Consider the following 16,747-nt stretch of genomic DNA (forward strand, 5'->3'; position numbering starts at 1 on the left):
TGATGAGGACGCACGCGGACTACGACTGCGACGTGCTGGTGATCGGCGGCGGGATCGTCGGTCTGTCGACGGCGTACGCGCTCACGCGCGCGGCGCCGGGCACCCGGGTCACGGTGCTGGAGGAGGCGTACGACCCTGCCGACCACCTCGCGGGACCGGGCGGCGGGCTGATCCACAGCGGTGTCCACCACCGCCGGAGCTCCCTCACGGCCCGGTTCGCCGCGCGCGGCGGCGGCGAGATGACCGAGTTCTGCACCCGGCACGGCATCGCCCACACCGTCGCCGGGAAGCTGATCGTGGCGACCGACCGCTCCGAGCTCCCCCGCCTGCACGCGCTGGCGCAGCGTGGCCGGGAGCACGGGCTGCCGGTGCGCGAGCTGGGCCCGGCGCAGATCGCGGAGTACGAGCCCGGGGTGCGCGGGCAGGCGGCGATCCGGGTGTCCACCACCGGGGTCTGCGACGCGGCGGGGGTCCTCGCGGCGCTCACGGGCGAGGTCGCCGCCGCCGGGTCGGTCGTCCGGTGCGGGGCACGGGTGACCGCCGTGGACCGGCGGCCCTGGGGCGTCGCGGCCCGCACCGCGGACGGGACGGTGGTCCGCGCCCGGGTCCTGGTCAACGCCGCGGGCCCGCAGAGCGCCCGGGTGGCGCGGCTCGCCGGCGACGAGCCCGGCGTACACGTCGTACCGGTCCGGGACACGTACTACGAGCTGCGCAGACCTGAGCTGGTACGCGGAGTGGTCCATCCGGTGCCGTCCTCGGGGCACCCGTTCCTCGGGGCGCAGTCGATCGGCGGCATCGTCCGGTCCGTCGACGGCACGGTCCACGTCGGACCGGTCGGCGCGACGGCGCACGGGCGGCTCGTGCCGCCGGTCCACCCCGGCGGGCTGCTCTCCGCGCTGACCCGGCCCGCCTCCTGGCGGACCGCGCGCCGGCCGGAGGGGTACGCCCGGGACGGGGTGCCCTTCGCCGGGGCGGGTGCGGTGCTGTCGGCGGAGCGGACGGACGTGATCGGGCGGACCGCTCGGGACGGGCGTCCCTGGCAGACCGGGCGTCCCTGGCAGGCTGGGCGGGCTGCTCGGGCGGGTTCGACGAAGGCGGTGGCGGCGACCGCGCTGCGGCGGCTGCTGCCCGACGTCACCGAGGAGGACCTGGGCCCGGCCCGCACCGGGATGCGGACCCGGACGGTCCACCCCGACGGCACTCCGGTCGAGGACTTCCTGATCCACGAGGCCCCGCACACCGTGCACGTGCTCCACACCCCTGCGGACGCCGCGCTGGCCACGGCGCTGCCGGTGGGGCGGGAGATCGCCCGCCGGGTGCTGGCGCTGGCGCAGGGGGCGGGGTGGAGGCCGCCCGCCGTAGAATCGGGGCATTGTGTCTGAGCAGCCCCTGAACCCCAGTACGGAGCCCGGCGCGCGCGACGAGACCGCCGAGGCCCCCGCCATCGATGCAGCCGTGAACGCGGATGCGCACGCGGACGTGAACGCAGCCGCGAGCACCACCGAGGACACGGCCGACGTGGCGGTCTCCGGCGCGGAAGCTTCCGACGCGGAAGCCGACGCCGCCGCCCGCCGGGCCGCCTCCTTCGACCGGCAGCGCCGGTTGCGCCAGGAGCCCCGTTTCCCCGGTGGACCGGCCGCCGATCCGGCCGGCTCGCACCACGAGCGCCGCATCCGCAGCTTCCAGCCGCGCCGCAGCCGGGTCACGGTGGGCCAGCAGGACGCGCTGGAGCGGCTCTGGCCACAGTGGGGCTTCGACATCGACGGCCTGAGCGTGCTGGACCTGGACCAGATGTTCGGCGGGCTGCCGGTCGTGCTGGAGATCGGTTTCGGCATGGGCGAGGCCACCGCCCAGATGGCGGCGGACGACCCGGCCACGGGCATCCTCGCCGTCGACGTGCACACCCCGGGCCAGGGCAACCTCCTGCGCCTTGCCGACCTGGCCGGTTCGACCAACGTGCGGGTCGCCAACGGCGACGCGATCATCCTGCTCCGCGAGATGCTGAAGCCGGAGTCCCTCGACGGCCTGCGGGTGTACTTCCCCGACCCGTGGCCCAAGGTCCGCCACCACAAGCGGCGGCTGATCCAGCCGGACTTCCTGGACCTGGTGTCGGGGCGGATGAAGCCGGGCGCGGTGATCCACTGCGCGACCGACTGGGAGCCGTACGCGGAGCAGATGCTGGAGGTGCTCACCGCGCACCCCCGGTTCGAGAACACCCGGCCCGACGGCGGCTACGCCCCACGTCCCGCGTTCCGGCCACTGACCCGGTTCGAGGGGCAGGGCCTGGACAAGGGCCACGTCGTCCACGACCTGCTGTTCGCCAGGGTCTGACAGCCCGTCGGCCTCGACGGGGGCCTGACGGGAACCTCCTGGTCGTTTGTCGGTCCCGCTCGTTAGGGTCGGAACATGTCCGCCGGGCCAGAGCAGTACCAGCAGTCCCAGCCCGCCGTCCCCGTGCTCGAGGAGCAGCGGATCGGCGAGATCCTGGGCGCCGTCCCGGAGCGTGCCCACTGGCGCTACCGCCCGCGCCGCGTCGGGATGGTGTGGCGCAGCAAGGCGTTCCGCGCGGGCGCGGTGATCGTCACGCTGGCCATCTGCGGGCTGCTCATCCTCGCGCTCGTGCGCAGGGAGACCGGCACCGAGGGGTTCCTCGTGGGTCTCGGGCTCGCCGTGCTGCCGGTGCCGCTCCTGATGGCGGCGTTCCGCTGGCTGGACCGGGTCGAGCCGGCGCCCTGGCGGAATCTGCTGTTCGCCTTCGCCTGGGGTTCGTGCGCGGCGGCGCTGGTCGCGATCGTCGCGAACTCCTTCGCGACGTACTGGATAGCGAACCTCTCGGCGGACCCCTCCGGCGCCGACACCCTGGGCGCCACGGTCGTCGCGCCGATCGTCGAGGAGAGCGCCAAGGGCGCCGCCGTGCTGATGCTCTTCCTGTTCCGCAGACGGGAGTTCGGCGGGGTCGTCGACGGGATCGTGGCGGCGGGCTTCACCGCGACCGGATTCGCGTTCAGCGAGAACATCCTCTATCTCGGCAGTGCCTTCGGCGAGGACCGGCAGCTGGGGACGGTCGGAATCGCCTCGGTGACGGTCGGCACCTTCTTCGTACGGATCGTCCTGTCGCCCTTCGCGCACCCGGTGTTCACGGCGCTCACGGGCATCGGCTTCGGTCTCGCCGCCGCCGGGCGCCGCCGCAGGTTTCGCCGGATCGCGCTGCCGCTGCTGGGGCTGGTGTGCGCGATGGGCATGCACGCCCTGTGGAACGGTTCGGCGGCCTGGCGGCCGTACGGCTTCTACCTGGTCTACGGCGTCGTCATGATGCCGGTGTTCGGACTGCTGACCTGGCTGGCGATCTGGTCGCGCAGGCGGGAGCTGCGGACGCTCGCCGCCGAGTTCCCGGCGTACGCGGTGGCCGGCTGGCTCACCCCGGCCGAGCCGCTCGCACTGGGCTCGATGCGCGCCCGGGGCATGGCGCGTGACCTGGCCCGGCACTGGCACGGCGCGTCGGACCGGGCCAGGGGCCGGGCGGCGGCCCGTGCCGTCGCCGAGTACGAGTCGTTCGCGACCTCGCTGGCCGCGCTGCGGCGGGACGCCCGGCGCGGTGCGGTGGGCGCCGACTTCGCGGCGCGCGAGCAGGAGTTGCTGCACCACCTGTGGGCGCGCCGGGAGTTCGCGGCCCCCGCGCTGAGCCAGGCGGCCCGCAGCGTGTTCCGCCCGGCCGTCCGCCGCCCGGTGCCCGTCCCGTACGGCCGCCGAGCCCACGGTGGACACGGCGGTGTCCACGCGGCGCACGGAACCCACGCCGCGCACGGAGCCCACGCGGCGCACGGAGCCCACGCGGCCGGGGGCTACCCGCCCCCGGCGCCGTACGGAACCGGTCCGGCGTCCCCGTACGGCCCCGAGCCGCAGGCCTCCCCGGGCCCGGCTCCGGAGCCGCAGGCCCCCCGGGCCCGGCTCCGGCCCCCCACCAGCCGCCGCACCGGGAGTACGGGGGGCACAATCCCTATCTGCACCCGCCGCAGTAGGGCTTCTCGTCCGGATCACGCTGGGCTCGCGGGGCCCCGATCCGGCCTGGTCAAGACCGATCCGAACGAAAGACCCCGGTCCGCGCTCAGGCGGAGGCTTCGGTGAGCCGGTCCAGTTCCTGGTCGCTCAGCGCGAGGTCGGCGACCGCGAGCAGCGCGGGGAGCTGTTCGGGCGTACGGGCTGAGGCGATCGGCGCCACGACCGTGGGGCGGGACGCGAGCCAGGCCAGCGCGACGGTGGCGGTCTCGGCCCCGTGGGCCTCGGCCACGGCGTCGAGCGCGCTCAGTACCTTCTGCCCCCGCTCGGACTCCAGGTGTGCTCCGGCCTTCTCGGCGCGGGCGCTGTCCACCTGCGTGCCGGGCCGGTACTTGCCGGTGAGGAAGCCGGAGGCCAGCGCGTAGTACGGGACCGCGCCGAGACCGGTCTCGGCTGCGAGGTCCTGGGCGGGGCCCTCGTAGGTGTCGCGGGAGACCAGGTTGTAGTGCGGCTGGAGGGCGACGTACCTGGCCAGTCCCTCGCGCTCGGAGAACGCGAGCGAGGCGCGCAGGCGCTCGGGGCTGATGTTGGACGCGCCGATCTCGCGGACCTTGCCCTCCTTCACCAGCTGGTCGAGGGCGGTGACGATCTCCTCCACCGGGACGCTCTCGTCGTCGTAATGGGTGTAGTAGAGGTCGATGTAGTCGGTGTCGAGCCGCCGCAGGGACTCCTCCACCGCACTCTTGATCGTGCCGGTGGCGAGCCCCCGGTACGCGGGGTGGGCACCGACCTTGGTGGCGACGACGACGTCCGCGCGGTTGCCGCGGGCCTTGAGCCACTTGCCGACGAGGGTTTCCGATTCACCGCCCTGATTGCCCGGGACCCAGGCCGAGTACGCGTCGGCGGTGTCGACGAAGTTGCCGCCGGCCGCGGCGTAGGCGTCGAGAACCGCGAAGGACTCGGCCTCGTCGGCGGTCCAGCCGAAGACGTTGCCGCCGAGGGCGAGGGGGAAGACCTCGATGCCGGACGTGCCGAGCTTGCGGAGAGAAGAAGTCATGAGGGGTTCAACGAAACGGGCTGAGGGCCGTATTCCGGTCAGCGGCTCCGAATCGTGGCCGGTCGCCGTCCCGGGGCGCGCTCCTCGCTCGTACTCCGCGTCCGTGCTCGGGGCGCAGGGCGCCCGTGCCCGGGGCGGACGGGCAACCGTCGGCGGAGAGAGAACCGCGGGAGGAGAGAAACGAGGGTGGGCGGAGAACCGGCAGCCCTGACGTCCTGGGGGGGTAGAGCGTCAAGGCTGCCGGGGTTCAGGGGCTCGGCGATACGCCGAGCGTCAGACGGTGAGGCCCTTGCCGGTCAGCCAGGCCATCGGGTCGATGCCGGCGCCGTCCGGGGTGTGGATTTCGAGGTGGAGGTGCGGGCCGGTGACGTTGCCGGTGGCTCCGACGCGGCCGATGGTGTCGCCCGTGCTGACCTGCTGGCCGACGACCACGTCCATGGAGGACTGGTGGCAGTACCAGACCTCCGTACCGTCGTCGAGCTCCAGGACCGTGCGGTACCCGTACGAGCCCGACCAGCCCGCGGACTTGACCGTTCCACCGTGCACGGCCTTGACCGGGGTGCCGGTCGGCGCGGCGAAGTCCAGGCCGGTGTGCTGCCCGGAGGCCCACATCGTGCCGGCTTCTCCGAAGGTGGAGGTGATCGTGTACGCGGAGGTGGGGAGCGAGTAGCTGGCGGCGAGCTTGGCGAGCCTCTCGGCCTCGGCCTTCTTCGCCGCGGCCTCCTCGGCCGCCTTCTTTTCCGCGGCGGCCTTCGCCTCCGCCTCGTCCTGCTGCTTCTTCGCCTCGGTGGCGGCCTTGGTGGCGGCCGCCGCCTCCTCGGCCGCCTTCGCGTCCGCGTCGGCGGCGGACTGCTGCTGCTCGGCCTGCTGGAGGATGCGGGCGCGCAGGGCCTCGCCCGCGTCGGTGGCACCCTGCTCGGTCTCCGCCGTGGTGAGCCCGGCGGTGGTGAACGGCGCGGCCGCGGCGACCGGGGCGGGGGTGTCGTGGGACTCGACCGCGGTGATCAGAGCGCCCAGCCCGGGCACGGACGTGGCGTCGGGGAGGTTGTCCGCGAGCGCATCGGGAAGAGAGATGGAGACCGGCGGCTTGCTCTGCGCGGTGGCCATGCCGCCCGCACCGACGGCCGCGATGACGCCGACCCCGAGGACGGTGGAACTACGCGCGAGACCACGCTGCTTGGCCACGCGGTGCCGGCCGCGGACGGGGCGGAGGGAATCCTCGGTGGGGTTCCATTCCTCCCACGCCTTGTCGGAGTCGCCGGGGGAGCCGAAACCGTCGAGGGTGGCAAAGGGCGACGGGGCCTCTGGGGCAGGCTGGTTGGACGCCACGGGGGCGCACTCCTTTCCTTCCTTCTCGCCTACCGGGTTAGCTGACGGGTTCGGAGCAGGAAGGTCTCCTACGGACGCCTGACGTCTCTGATCGAGACACAGGTGTCCGATTCACCCCAAGAAGGTGGTTCCCCGGTTCCCTTGCGGAATTCGGCGCTCGCGCACGGCGCCGTCTCTGACGACGGCTGGGACGACCGCGCTGCGTTATCGAACGTTAATAGACAGACGGCTTCGATTCCAAGCCGTCCCCCTTGATCATTCCCACTTCAGGGCGGTATTTACCACCGCATATCACCACTCAACAGGGCGACTTGCGGACAATCGGTGCGCCCCGACTTTTCTGACGGTGTGTCATATGTTATCGAGCGGCACCGGTCTGCTACGGAACGTCGCCACACTCGTCCGACGCCCTCGGGGGAGGTCGGAAGGGCCTCGGGACGGCGGCCCGCACCACCGCGTCAGCCGTCCCCCCGGCCGACGATCGGCACGGTGGTCCGGCGCTCCGGCTGGTCCTCCGCCGGCCGGGCGACCGCGAGCAGCGCCAGGTCGTCCGTCGAGCGGCCACCGGTGTGCAGCCGGACGTCGTCGGTGAGCGCCGTCAGCAGCTCGTCCGGACCGGGGAAGATCCGCCCGCGCAGCCGCTCCGCCGGGTCGTAGAACACGCCCGCCCGGTCGCGCGCCTCGGAGAGCCCGTCCGTATAGGTCAGCAGGGTCGCGCCCGGCGGCAGATCCCACTCGTCCACCTGGTCCGGCCAGACGCCCAGCGCCATGCCGAGAGGGAGTGCGGGCATGCTCGGCCGCAGCACGTCCAGCTCTCCTCCGGCATGGAGCAGCAACGGTTCGGGGTGGCCCCGGTTGACGATCCGCAGAGTCGCGGAGCCCTGCGGGATCTCGGCGAGCACCGCGGTGACGAACCCCTCCACCGGGTCCAGCCCCCCGCGCCGCGCGGCGTCCCTGGCCAGCGCCCGCTCCAGCCGTTGCGCCACGCCGTCCAGCGTCTCCTCCTGCTCGGCGGCCTCCCGGAAGGCGCCGATGATCACCGCCACCGCCTCGACCGCGTCGAGCCCCTTGCCTCGTACGTCACCGAGCACGAGGCGTACGCCGTACGGGGTGTCCGCGACGGCGAAGAGGTCGCCGCCGACGTACTCGTCCGCCTGCGCCGCCTCGTACCGCGCGGCGACATGGAGCCCGCCGACCCGGTCGGCCGGCACGGGCAGCACCGCGCGCATGGCGGTCTCCGCGATGATCCGGGCGGAAGCGAGCTGCTCGTTGCCGCGCCGTACGACGCCGTTGATGACGAGCGCCAGCACAGCGGCGGTGAAGACGGTGAGCGTCTCGATGATCGGGACGATCTGCCCGATGGTGCCCACGTACACCCGCATCGCGATGACGGCGGTCAGCGAGGCGACACCGATCCGGATGGTCCCCGCCCGGGAAGCGAACGGAGCGGCGATGAGCGGGGCGGCGACGAACAGGGGCACCGCCGTGAAGCGGGGCGGCGAAGCGATGTCGAAAGCGAGTCCGCCGACGATGAGCAGGGCAGGCAGCATCCGCACGAAGCGCCGGGCACCCACACCCCCGGCCATCCAGCCATGCTCGTACAGCGGTTTCCCCACCTCTGCGCTTCTCCTGCCCTGTCCCGCCACGGCTGCGGAACCTACCGCGCCCCGCCCAGGCTGGCCCGAACCGCGCCGCGCGGCGACTCCTCGTCGTCCATAGGGGGGAGCGCGCGACTCCCCTTCGAGCGCCCCCACCGCCGGCGTACGCCGGGCGGTCAGGACCGGCGAAGCGATGGGTTCCACGCCGCGAGCCCAAGCGCGCCGCAGGCGGAACCGGCGGACCGGTTGCCCCGGCCTTCCCGGGCGCCCGCCCACGCAGGCGGTCGGACGACAACGAACCGCGCAGGCGTGCGAGACATTTCCTGGATGGACCACTTCATGCCCGGTTCGGCAGATCGTTATGCCGCAGGATCGCGTACGCGAGCGAGTCCAGGGCCGAGCGGGCGCGCGCCCACGGAAACGACTCGGGCCCGGCGCGCTGTGCGTGCCGGGCCCGGGCCTTCAGTAGCGGGGACAGGATTTGAACCTGCGACCTCTGGGTTATGAGCCCAGCGAGCTACCGAGCTGCTCCACCCCGCGTCGTTGAACACAACTCTACGCCATCCTGAGCGGGCTCTTGACCACCCCGGCGTACGACCGCCCGGGAGACGGCAGGAAGCGGGCGCCGCGGAGTCGGCTCGGGCCGGCCCGAGCCCCGCCGGGGCCACCCGGTGAGGCGTGGGGGCGACAGTGCGCGAACAGGCGCAGACCGGAAGCCCGCGGACTGCGGAGAGGTGCCAAGCCCCCTCTCCACCGCGTGGTTTGGGTCTCACGTGCCCCTGCTCCCACACCACCACGGGCGCGGAACAGCACAGTTGAGGACGACGTGTCGCAGCGCGTTGCACAACGGTGCTTCTGCCTCGGGCAGTTGCCATGCGTGCACTTCTGGCCAAGGATGTGGCTGCATCCCCCAGAACCGGCGGGCTGCCCGTGAGGACGCGTGCCCCCGAGGCGGCGGTTTTCGCCTGCCCCGGCGCCGGCCACGCGCCCCGGTCCCGCAACGCAGCCCCCTCTGGAGGACTCCGCCATGACCACCTCTGCCACTTCCACCCCTTCTGCACCTGCCCCTTCCGCTCCGCCGGAGGCATCTCTCGGGACCCGGGTACGCACGTCGGCGGCGAGCGCGATCATCGGCGGCCTCGCCGGGGCCGTGATGAGCGCGGTGGTGGTCTACTTCCTCATCGGCATGCCGGACGGCGAGGGCACCAATGCCCTGAACAACGCGATATCCGGCCTGATCAGCGGCTTCCTGGCCGGCTTCATCGGCCTGATGATCCACCAGGGCAAGGCGGCAGCGGCGACCCGCGCGGCGGCGGCCGAGGCCGTCATGACGGCTACCGCGGCGACCTCCACGACGGCCGACCCCGCGAGACCGGCGGCTGCCGCTGAGGCGGTCGCCACCGAGGCAGTCACCGCCGAAGCGGCCGAGACCAAGGCCCCGACCGTCGCCTGACGCGCGCCCCGGAGCGCGGAACGACCGCCCCGGTCCGGCCGCACGGCAGGGCGGGGGCGGCGTCACTTCCACGAGCCCCCACGTCGCACAGCAGACGCCGGCCAGCAGACGCGCGGCGCGGCGCCGGGCAGCAGCGGCCGGCAGGCAGGCGCGCGGCGCCGGGCAGCAGACACGCGGCGTCGGGCAGCAGCGGCCGGCAGGCAGGCGCAGTCGGGCAGGCAGGCAGCGCACCGTGAACTCCCCTTGCGCCACGCACGTTCGGCGCGGTGACCGGTGGCGCTCCTACGCGCGCCGCTCGACGGCGATCTCGTACGCGATCTCCCACCGCACGTCCGGCACCACGATGTCCGCGGTCTCGACCGGGCGGCCGTCGATGTCGTAGAAGGTGCGCTCCATCTCGGTGATCAGGCCTCCGATGCTGATGCCGAGGAGGTTCGCCTGCTCCTGGTCGGCACGGGCCGGGCGCGGGATCTCGACGGCGCGCACCACGACGACGCCGATCGACCGCATCCGTTCGACCACGCCGATCCCGGCGTGCGGGCCCATCTCGGGGAGCACGACCGGGGTGTCCCCGGTGATCGCCATCGGTTCCCAGCTCCTGGAGAGCTGGACGGGCAGCCCTTCCATGAGGAACTCGTAGTCGGTGACGACACAGAGGTCGCCGGGCTCGATGTCCAGCCGCTCCGCGATGCGTTCGGGCGCCGGAGTCCGTGCGGCGGACCGCGACTCCCATTTCCCCTCGTGGTCCTGGGCGTTGAGGGCCGCACGGAAGGGCGAGGTGGCGTAAGGGCGCCTGGTGCGGATCATGCGCCCGCGCTCACGCGGCCTGCGGACGTAGGTCCCGGACCCGGCGCGGCCTTCGAGGATGCCCTCGATGGTGAGTCGCTCCATGGCGCGCTGCGCGACGGACGCGCCGACCCCGTACTCCTCGGCGATCCGGGCGCGGCTGGGCAACTTGTCGCCCACGGCCCACTCGCCCGACCGAATCCGGTCGCGGAGAGCGTCGGCCACCTGAAGGTAAGGGGTGTCGCGAGGCATGTGCACAGCTCCCAGCCGTGGAAGTCGGACATTGACAAAGCTAACCCATCAGGTCGAAGCTGAATATTCAGCATCACGAACCGTGATGAACTCATCCAGGGGAGAGCCATGCCCTCCGTGCCGCCGCGGGTTGTCGCCCTTGCGGGCATGCTCGCCGCCGCGACCGGCGCCGAGCCGCAGGTGACGGAGACTCCCGGCGCCTTCCGGGTCTGCGCGCCCCTCCCCTCCCCCCTGAGCAGCGCCATCCACAGCACGATCCTCATGACGCTGGCGCACGGCGACCGCTTCGGCCACGAGGCCGGCGCCGACGGCATCGCCCGGGTGTGGGCCGAGATCGACCACCCCGCTCCGAGACGAAGGAGAACCGACATGGCAGTACCGGCCGGGGGCGCCGCCCCCGGAGACGCGGAGTACCGCACGCTGATCACGCACACCGCGGAATGCACGGCCTGCCGTTCGGAGCGGTTCGAGTGCGAGGTCGCGGCCCGCCTCAGCCGCGCATGGCGGGCGGCCCGCCGGTGATCCCCCACATCTGCGTCGACTGCGACCGTGCCATCACCGGCCCGGCCGTGATCACTGCGGAGGGCCACTCGGCCTCGGGCGCCCGCCCCGACGCCTACGCCCACCCGCAGGACTCCCCGGAGTGCCGGCCCCCGGCGGGCAGCCGTGGCCACCGCATCAGGAAGGCCCTCGCGGAGCGCCAGGTCCGGCACTGACGCGCGGCGCACCCTTCCTTGAGAGCCCGGGGCGGGCCCGGCGCTGAGAGCGGGGAGTACCCGGCCTCCGCCCGCCCACGGACCGGACTCCACCCATCCACACCGCACCCACAGGTACATAGGGTGGCCGGAGCAGTAGGCGTGCCGCATCGGGTCGCACACCACCGCTTCCAGCCATCCGGAGTCCGCCTTGCTTCGCCGCGCCCTTTTCCTCACGTTCGCCTGCACCGCCCTGCTCGCGGGGGGTTGCAGTACGTCCACCCCGGCGGACAGGTCGGGCGCGGCGGAAAGCCGCTCACCCTCGCCGGGCGCGAGCGCCGACCCCACGAAGACCGTCCTGGCCGCCCTCGACGCGACCGGCCGTACGACGGCACGCATCGCGCACCGCACGGAGATGGGCGCGGGAGAGGGCACGACGTACCTCATCTCCGGCAATGGCTCCTACGACTTCGCCCACCACCGGGGCACCACGAACGTCAGTGTGGCGTCGGCGGCCCGGTTCGACGAGGTCTTCACCGACGGGAAGCTCTACATGCGGGGCACGACCGGGGCCGAGACGATGGAGTGGACGGCAGTCGACCGGTCCGGCGTCGAAGCCCAGCACGTGCTGAGGTCCCCCGCGAACGACCCGGAGTACACGCTGGAGCAGGCCTCCATGGCCACCGACTTCACCAGAACGGGCCCGGAGCGGGTGGGCTCCGTCCCGGCCACTCACTTCCGTGGCCAACTTCCCTATGAAGCACTGACGTTGAAGCTGGCGAAGAAGCCGCTGGAGACCACGGGGAAGCTGCGCGACCTGCTGGGCGGCGAGATCTTCGTACCCGTCGACGTATGGGTGGACGGGCAGGGTCGGGCGGTCCGCATACGGATGTCCCTGCAGATGGGGGCCACCGCGTCCTCCGTCAGTACGCTGACCCTCACCGAGCTGGGACGCCCCGTCGAGGTCACGGTCCCGCACGCCGAAGTGGAGGTCGGGAGCGACGAGATGGGAATGCTCGCCTGACGGACGGACGGGGGCCCGGCCGGCCGGGGGCGGGAGACTGCCCGGAGCGAACGGCAAGACCTCGCAGGACCCTCGTACGGTACGCACGAGCGAACTCGCCGATCCTCAGGACTCCGGCAGCCCAGGAACACGGCGCACGACGACGCCACCGCGGTCTTCTGCCGGCCGCGGACCTGGTGATCAGGCGCGTACGCGGTGCCCGGAAACGACCCCCGGAGATGGCGGAGCGCCCCGACCGGCCGGAGCCGGTCGGGGCGCTTCGCTGCAGGCCGGAGGAGATCGCTCCCCGCCCTGCGATCGGTAGGCCGTGTGGGACTCGAACCCACAACCAACGGATTAAAAGTCCGCTGCTCTGACCAATTGAGCTAACGGCCCCTACCGGATCACCCACGAGCATAGCCCGCCCGGACCCGCGAGCCGATCCGGTATCCCGTGATGGGCCGCTGCGCCGGGAAAGCGGGCCGCCGGAGCACCGCAGGACGGGCGGATCGTGACCTTGTGAACGGCCGTACGGATACGGGCCCCGCACCGCAGCCCGCACCGCGGCGCCCGCAGCCCCGGCCTCGCGGCGCCCGCAGCCCGCGAGCCCGCCGGCGCCCCCGTACACGCGCCAGGGCCCGTACACCACCTCACGGTGTGTGTACGGGCCCTGGCGTCGGATCGGACGGCTCACTCGGCCGTCAGGTCGCAGGTCCGCCGGTCGGCGGTCCGGACGGCCGGTCAGCCGTTGCGCTTCCAGCGGGGCTTGTCGTCGCGGCGGCCGAAGCTGCCGGTGTTCGTGCCGGTGTTGCCGCGGTGGTCGTCACGACGGCCCTGCGGGCGGTCGCTGGTGCCACCGGCGCGGAAGCCGCCGGCCGGGCGGTCGTCACGACGGTCGCGGTTGAACGGACGGTCGCTGCCACCGGAGCGGAAGCCGCCGGAGGGGCGGTCGTCACGACGGTCGCCACCGGAGCGGAAGCCGCCCGACGGACGGTCGTCACGACGCTCGAAGGAACGGCCACCACGGTCGTCACGACGGTCGCTGCCACCGGAGCGGAAGCCGCCGGAGGGGCGGTCGTCACGACGGTCGCCACCGGAGCGGAAGCCGCCCGACGGACGGTCGTCACGACGCTCGAAGGAACGGCCACCACGGTCGCCGCCACGGTCGTCACGACGGTCACCGCCGGAGCGGAAGCCACCGGACGGACGGTCGTCACGACGGTCGCGGTTGAACGACGGACGGTCGTCACGACGCTCGAAGGAACGGCCGCCACGGTCCCCGCCACGGTCGTCACGACGGTCACCACCGGAGCGGAAGCCACCGGACGGACGGTCGTCACGACGGTCGTTGCCGCCGCGGTAGCCGCCACGGTCGCCACCGCGGTTGTCGCGGCGCTCGTAGTTGCCCCGCTCGTCACGGCGCTCCTCGCGGACCGCCGACTGCGGCTCCGGCACGGCGACGGCGGCCTCGACGGCGGCCTCCGCCTCGGCGACGGCCTCGGCCACCGCCTGCTCCGGGTCGTCGCCCCGCTCGCGCGCGGCGCGGGCCACCAGGCGGTCGGCCTCCTCGCGGAGCTCACCGGCGCGACGCTGCACGTGCTCCAGCTGCTTGGTCAGCTCGGCGACCTCGCGCTCGGCCTGCTTGGCGGCGTTGTTCGCGGAGTCGGCCTGGACCTCGGTGAGCGAACGCGCACCGGTGATCTCGGCGACCTCGGGCTCGAAGACGCCCGCGCCCTGGACGATGTGACGCGAGGCGTCGACGCCCGCGTCCTCCATCAGGCGGAAGATCTGGCGACGCTGGTGCGGGAGCGCCAGCGAGACGACGACACCGGACTTGCCGGCACGGGCGGTACGGCCCGAGCGGTGCAGGTAGTCCTTGTGGTCGCCGGCCGGGTCCACGTTCAGCACCAGGTCGATGCCGTCGACGTGGATGCCTCGGGCGGCGACGTCGGTGGCGACCAGGGCGTTGACGTAGCCCTTCTTGAAGTCTTCGAGGACGCGGGTACGGGCGCCCTGCGTCATGCCGCCGTGCAGCGCGTCGGCCTTCACGCCGGACTCGATGAGCTGCTCGGCGATGCGGTCGGCGCCCAGCTGGGTGCGGACGAAGATGATCGTGCGGCCCTTGCGGGCGGCGATGGCGGCCGTGACCGGCGCCTTGTCCTTCGGCTTCACGACGAGGACGTGGTGCGACATGGTCGAGACGTTGCCCTGGGCGCTGTCGACCTCGTGCGTGACCGGGTTGGTCAGGTAGCGCTTGACCAGGGTGCCGATCTCGTTCTCCATGGTGGCGGAGAAGAGCATCCGCTGGCCACCGCCGGGGATCTGGTCGAGCAGCTCGGTGACCTCGGGCAGGAAGCCCAGGTCGGACATCTGGTCGGCCTCGTCGAGGACGGCGACCTGGACGTTCGCGAGCGAGCAGGCGCCGCGGTTGATGATGTCGCGCAGACGGCCCGGGGTGGCGACGAGGACGTCGACACCGCGCTCCAGGGCGTAGATCTGGTTGCCCATGGACGTACCGCCGCAGACGACCTTCATCTTGAGGCCGAGCACGTCGCCGTACGGCTGGAGCGCGTCCGCGACCTGCATCGCGAGCTCACGGGTCGGCGTCAGGATGATCGCGCGGGGCTTCTTCTTCTCGGTGTGCCCACCGGCCAGCGCGGCCAGGGTCGGCAGACCGAAGGAGAGGGTCTTGCCGGAGCCGGTACGGCCACGGCCCAGGATGTCCTTGCCGGCCAGGGCGTCCGGGATGGTCGCGGCCTGGATCGGGAAGGGGCTGGTCACGCCGTTCTGCGCCAGCTTGCGGACGATGCCGTCGGGCAGGCCCAGCGAGGCGAAGGTGAGGCCCGGCTCGGCGTCCTCGCCGGACTCGGTGGAGGCGGCCTCGTCGGAGACGGCCTCGTCCGAGACGGCCTCGGTGGAAACGGCCCCGTCGGACTCGGTCTCGACGACGGGGGCGACGGCCTCGGCGGCCTTCTCCTCGGTCACCTCGGCGGCGACTGGAGTTGCCTCGGCCACGACGGCCTCGGCGGCGAGCTCGGCGTTCTGCGCGAGCTCGGTGTCCACGTCTGCGGACATGACGGTGTGGTCAGAACTGGAAATTGACATGCGAAATGCGAAACCTTCCGGAGTCTCGGCACGCGCCCGTAACTCCGTGTTTTCGCAATTTCGACCGCCTCAATGCGGTCCAGCCACGGCAAGGGAGAGTACGCGCCACACGGCGCTCTTCTGTGTCGGCGCCGGGCAATGGGATCAAACGATCTACTACCATACGCACCCTCCCCCCCATTGCGCAAACCGACCTTCTTCGGCACTCGGTCAAACCGCCTCCGACCTGCGGTGATGCCCCGCATCGGCGGCACTCGGCGGAGTGGTCATTCCGCCGGGGACGCGGCCGGCGGGGACGGGTCCTGCGGCGTGACCGGAGACGGGGCGGGCTGCCCCGGACCACCGCCCGCGTCGCCGCCCGGGGCCGGCTCGGTGGCGGCCGGCGGCGTCGGGTCGGGCGTGACGGGCGCGGCAGTGACGACGGGGCCACCGGGTCCCGCGGTGACCGCCGGTGTGACCACCACCACCGGGTCGCTCCCCCGGGGCGTCGGCAGGCCGGGTCCCTGGCCGGCCGACGAGGGACTGGGCGAGGCGGGGTCACCGGAGTGCTCCGGGTCCGGCTTCCCGTCCTTGCCCCGGTCGGTGTGGTGGCCGCCGCCGCCCGCGCCGGGGCCTGAACGGCCGGACGCGCCGGCGACCCCGCCGGTCCGCTCCTCGGCGGCCCCGGCCGCCCCGGCGGACTTCGTGGGGCGGGGGCCGGTCTTCTCCGCGTCCACGCTCACGCACCCGAGGGAGGCGCCCAGGATCAAAGCGGTGAGGACCGTCCAGCGGACGGGAACGGGGAACGGGCGCACGGGGCACCTCCGGGACGGGAACGCGGGAACGCGGGAACGGGTGCGTGGTACCCAACTCCCTGGACCCCGCCGGGGACACGCCCGCCGCGCCACCGGTGGACGACCGGCGGGCGTCAGCCCCCGAACCCGGCGCCGCCCGCCACCTCCGCACCGAGGAACACCGCGCCGAGCCCCGTCAGGACCGAGGCCGCCACGTTCGCCCCCGCGAGGAAGGCCCGCCCGGTCTCGGCCAGCCGGAGCGTCTCGTACGAGAAGGTCGAGTACGTCGTCAGCGCCCCGCAGAGCCCCGTGCCGAGCAGGGCGTACGTCGGCGCGGAGACGGCGGCCCCGGTCAGCACCCCGAGCAGCAGGCTGCCCGCCGCGTTGACCGCGAAGGTGCCCCAGGGGAAGACGTACGGCAGCCCCGCCCCGGGGTACCGCCGCACGAAACGGTCCGTCAGGTACCGCAGCGGGGCGCCCACCCCAGCGCCGATCGCCACCAGCAGCCAGTTCACCGCACACCCCCCGCCATCGTCAGCGGCCCCTTCACCGCACACCCCCGGCCCTCACCAGCGGCCGACGCCACCCCACACCCCCGGCCCTCCCCAGCGGCTGGCGCCACCGCACACCCCCGGCCCTCCCCAGCGGCCGGCGTCACCGCGCACCCCCGGCCCTCACCAGCGGCCGGCGTCACCGCGCA

General features: G+C 73.2%; 14 protein-coding genes, 2 tRNA genes and 1 riboswitch. Of the genes, 7 read left to right on the forward strand and 9 right to left on the reverse strand.

Annotation, left to right across the window (positions count from 1 at the left end; genetic code table 11):
- The first annotated feature begins 2 nt into the window (after positions 1-2).
- The 3 genes from ACFZAX_RS23320 to ACFZAX_RS23330 all read left to right on the forward strand — a co-directional run bounded on the left by ACFZAX_RS23320 (position 3) and on the right by ACFZAX_RS23330 (position 4,125).
- Positions 3-1,382, forward strand: coding sequence for an FAD-dependent oxidoreductase (locus ACFZAX_RS23320; RefSeq protein WP_390963905.1), 1,380 nt, complete (start codon positions 3-5; stop codon positions 1,380-1,382).
- A complete protein-coding gene (gene trmB, locus ACFZAX_RS23325; RefSeq protein WP_390963907.1) occupies positions 1,375-2,331 on the forward strand; it encodes a tRNA (guanosine(46)-N7)-methyltransferase TrmB in 957 nt (318 codons plus the stop codon). The genes ACFZAX_RS23320 and trmB overlap by 8 nt, the downstream gene beginning before the upstream one ends.
- A gap of 75 nt (positions 2,332-2,406) precedes the next feature.
- The gene (locus ACFZAX_RS23330) at positions 2,407-4,125 is read left to right on the forward strand and encodes a PrsW family glutamic-type intramembrane protease (RefSeq protein WP_390963908.1); all 1,719 of its coding nucleotides are present in this window, start codon (positions 2,407-2,409) and stop codon (positions 4,123-4,125) included.
- On the opposite strand, the gene ACFZAX_RS23335 is transcribed toward ACFZAX_RS23330, so the two are convergent.
- The 4 genes from ACFZAX_RS23335 to ACFZAX_RS23350 form a co-directional block, all read right to left on the reverse strand.
- A complete protein-coding gene (locus ACFZAX_RS23335; RefSeq protein WP_390963909.1) occupies positions 4,106-5,053 on the reverse strand; it encodes an aldo/keto reductase in 948 nt (315 codons plus the stop codon). The genes ACFZAX_RS23330 and ACFZAX_RS23335 overlap by 20 nt on opposite strands.
- A gap of 273 nt (positions 5,054-5,326) precedes the next feature.
- Positions 5,327-6,382, reverse strand: a complete 1,056-nt coding sequence (locus tag ACFZAX_RS23340) for a peptidoglycan DD-metalloendopeptidase family protein (RefSeq protein WP_390963910.1) — start codon at positions 6,380-6,382, stop codon at positions 5,327-5,329.
- Positions 6,383-6,393: 11 nt separating this feature from the next.
- Positions 6,394-6,548, reverse strand: a riboswitch (cyclic di-AMP (ydaO/yuaA leader).
- Positions 6,549-6,840: 292 nt separating this feature from the next.
- Complete coding sequence (locus ACFZAX_RS23345; RefSeq protein ID WP_390964087.1) at positions 6,841-7,968, reverse strand: SpoIIE family protein phosphatase; 1,128 nt, start codon at positions 7,966-7,968, stop codon at positions 6,841-6,843.
- A 478-nt stretch (positions 7,969-8,446) separates the two neighbouring features.
- A tRNA-Met gene (locus tag ACFZAX_RS23350) sits at positions 8,447-8,520 on the reverse strand.
- Between the two features lie 487 nt (positions 8,521-9,007).
- Between ACFZAX_RS23350 and ACFZAX_RS23355 the strand changes: the two genes are divergently transcribed.
- Positions 9,008-9,433 carry a hypothetical protein gene (locus ACFZAX_RS23355; RefSeq protein ID WP_390963911.1) on the forward strand — a complete coding sequence of 142 codons (426 nt, stop codon included), beginning with the start codon at positions 9,008-9,010 and terminating at the stop codon, positions 9,431-9,433.
- A 282-nt stretch (positions 9,434-9,715) separates the two neighbouring features.
- On the opposite strand, the gene ACFZAX_RS23360 is transcribed toward ACFZAX_RS23355, so the two are convergent.
- Complete coding sequence (locus ACFZAX_RS23360; protein ID WP_390963912.1) at positions 9,716-10,471, reverse strand: GntR family transcriptional regulator; 756 nt, start codon at positions 10,469-10,471, stop codon at positions 9,716-9,718.
- Between the two features lie 108 nt (positions 10,472-10,579).
- Between ACFZAX_RS23360 and ACFZAX_RS23365 the strand changes: the two genes are divergently transcribed.
- From ACFZAX_RS23365 to ACFZAX_RS23375, 3 genes are all read left to right on the forward strand, one after another.
- Positions 10,580-10,993 carry a hypothetical protein gene (locus ACFZAX_RS23365; RefSeq protein ID WP_390963914.1) on the forward strand — a complete coding sequence of 138 codons (414 nt, stop codon included), beginning with the start codon at positions 10,580-10,582 and terminating at the stop codon, positions 10,991-10,993.
- Entirely contained in the window at positions 10,990-11,187 is a 198-nt protein-coding gene (locus ACFZAX_RS23370; RefSeq protein ID WP_390963916.1) for a hypothetical protein, read from the forward strand. The genes ACFZAX_RS23365 and ACFZAX_RS23370 overlap by 4 nt, the downstream gene beginning before the upstream one ends.
- Before the next feature lie 190 nt (positions 11,188-11,377).
- Positions 11,378-12,190, forward strand: coding sequence for a hypothetical protein (locus tag ACFZAX_RS23375; RefSeq protein ID WP_390963918.1), 813 nt, complete (start codon positions 11,378-11,380; stop codon positions 12,188-12,190).
- 301 nt (positions 12,191-12,491) lie between these two features.
- Here the strand turns inward: ACFZAX_RS23375 and ACFZAX_RS23380 are convergent.
- The 4 genes from ACFZAX_RS23380 to ACFZAX_RS23395 form a co-directional block, all read right to left on the reverse strand.
- A tRNA-Lys gene (locus ACFZAX_RS23380) sits at positions 12,492-12,565 on the reverse strand.
- A 345-nt stretch (positions 12,566-12,910) separates the two neighbouring features.
- Positions 12,911-15,274 carry a DEAD/DEAH box helicase gene (locus tag ACFZAX_RS23385; protein ID WP_390963920.1) on the reverse strand — a complete coding sequence of 788 codons (2,364 nt, stop codon included), beginning with the start codon at positions 15,272-15,274 and terminating at the stop codon, positions 12,911-12,913.
- A gap of 266 nt (positions 15,275-15,540) precedes the next feature.
- Complete coding sequence (locus ACFZAX_RS23390; RefSeq protein WP_390963921.1) at positions 15,541-16,068, reverse strand: hypothetical protein; 528 nt, start codon at positions 16,066-16,068, stop codon at positions 15,541-15,543.
- A gap of 113 nt (positions 16,069-16,181) precedes the next feature.
- Positions 16,182-16,562: a CrcB family protein gene (locus ACFZAX_RS23395; protein WP_390963922.1), complete on the reverse strand. Its 381-nt coding sequence runs from the start codon at positions 16,560-16,562 to the stop codon at positions 16,182-16,184.
- Between the last annotated feature and the right edge of the window lie 185 nt (positions 16,563-16,747).

The sequence above is a fragment of the Streptomyces sp. NPDC008125 genome, assembly GCF_042957125.1.
GTDB lineage: Bacteria > Actinomycetota > Actinomycetes > Streptomycetales > Streptomycetaceae > Streptomyces.